Source organism: Aerococcus sp. L_32, from assembly GCF_050689315.1.
In genome coordinates, this window is the sequence record NZ_JBOEQF010000357.1 from 1 (window position 1) to 1,985 (window position 1,985).

Below are 1,985 nucleotides of genomic sequence, written 5' to 3' on the forward strand. Positions count from 1 at the left end.
GGTTTATCGATATTGTTTCCGGTTTATTCCAACCATTCCTAGGCGCTTTAGCGGCTGCCGGTATCTTAAAAGGGGTAACAGCCCTACTAGCGGCAACTGGTGTAGATACAACATCAGGTATTTATATCTTGATGAACACTATCGGAGACGGCTTGTTCCAATACCTACCAATGGTATTAGCAGTTTCTGCTTCTAAGAAATTCAAGATGAATACTTATACGGCAGTAGCCATTGCTGGTGCTTTAGTTTATCCAGGATTAGCTGAATCCTTAACTGAAGCAACCAATATCTTCGGATTGAACTTTACCTTACCAGCAGGTGGCTACTATAATACCGTATTACCAATCTTACTAGCTATCTTTGTGGCTTCTAAGATCGAGAAATTTATGAAAAAAGTCACACCAGATGTCTTGAAATTATTCGCAGTACCTATGGTTACATTATTAGTTACTATTCCATTAACTTTCTTATTAGTAGGACCTATCGCGAATACAGCTTCTGATTGGATTGGAATTGCTTTCCAAGCAGTGTATGACTTTAGCCCAATTATCTATGGATTTATTCTAGGAGCAGCATGGCAAGTAATGGTAATGTTTGGTTTGCACTGGGGTCTTGTACCAATTGCAATTTTGGATATGGCACAAAATGGTTCATCAGTTATCCTGACAGCCGCAGTATTACCATGTTTCACTCAAGTTGGGGTTCTTGCTGCTATTTACCTTAAAACAAGAGAAGACAAAGTCAAAAAAGGTGTTTTACCTACATTAATCTCAGCAGTCTTTGGGGTAACTGAACCAGCAATCTATGGTTACACTTTACCGATGCGTACACCATTCATCATTTCATGTATCGTTTCAGGTATTGTCGGCGTTTACTTATCAATCTTTAACGTTACTGGTTATGCAATGGGTGGTATGGGTATCTTCTTATATCCAGCTTACATTGACCCAGCGACAGGTTCATTCCATTCTGTTATTCATCTAGCAATCGGTACCGTAATCGCAATTGTATTAGCCTTTGCAGTACAAATGTTTGTTAAAGTACCTACTTTATATGGGGATGACGAAACAGTTAGTGCAACTGAAGTAACTGCAAGTGATGACCAACCTGTCTTAGTATCTGCTAGTGTGTCAGATGCTAAAGATCAAATTTTAAATAGTCCATTACAAGGTAATATCGTGCCTTTAAGTTCACTAGATGACCAAGTTTTTGCTACTGGGGCAATGGGACAAGGGATTGCGATTGAACCAAGTGAAGGTTTAGTAACAGCTCCGGCAGATGGACTAGTGCAAATCCTTTTTCCAACGAAACATGCGATTGGTTTTATCACAGATGATGGGGTAGAAATTTTAATCCATATTGGTATGGATACTGTTGAATTAGAAGGTAAATTCTATGAAGCGCACGTGGCACAAGGTGACCATGTTAAAGCGGGTGATCCGTTAGTATCCTTTGATATTGAAGCAATTAAAGCTGCAGGTTACCAAGTAACGACACCGGTCATCATTACCAATACACCGGCTTATACCAATGTGGCGACAACTGAAGCAGGCACTGTAGGTTTTACTGACGAATTAATTGAAGTATTTGCATAAATATAAGTAACTAACGGTTTAATGAAAGAGGGATTATATGACAGACAAGGCATTTCCACAAGGATTTTTATGGGGCGGGGCAACTGCAGCCAATCAATTTGAGGGCGCTTGGAATGAAGGAGGTCGTGGGCCAGCGACCTCTGATACAGCGGTAGCGGTGGCACCGGAAGACCGGAAGAATATTTCGGATTTCACTGCACCGATGAATCGTGAGCGCGTACTTTTTGCATTAGAAGATCAAGAAGGCTTATACCCTAAACGTTGGGGTTCTGACTTCTACCACCGCTACAAAGAAGATATTGCCTTGTATGCTGAAATGGGCTATAAAACTTTCCGTTTATCCATTGCTTGGTCACGTATCTTCCCGAATGGTGATGATAAAGAGCCAAA

2 protein-coding genes are annotated in these 1,985 nt (G+C 40.7%); both read left to right on the forward strand.

All coding sequences use genetic code 11. From position 1 onward, the window contains the following. The coding region (locus tag ACRCJ0_RS12875) for a glucose PTS transporter subunit IIA (RefSeq protein ID WP_431390679.1) at window positions 1–1,595 on the forward strand (1,595 nt) is incomplete at its 5' end. 37 nt (window positions 1,596–1,632) lie between these two features. Then, window positions 1,633–1,985: family 1 glycosylhydrolase (locus ACRCJ0_RS12880; RefSeq protein ID WP_431390680.1), on the forward strand; the 353-nt coding region annotated here is incomplete at its 3' end.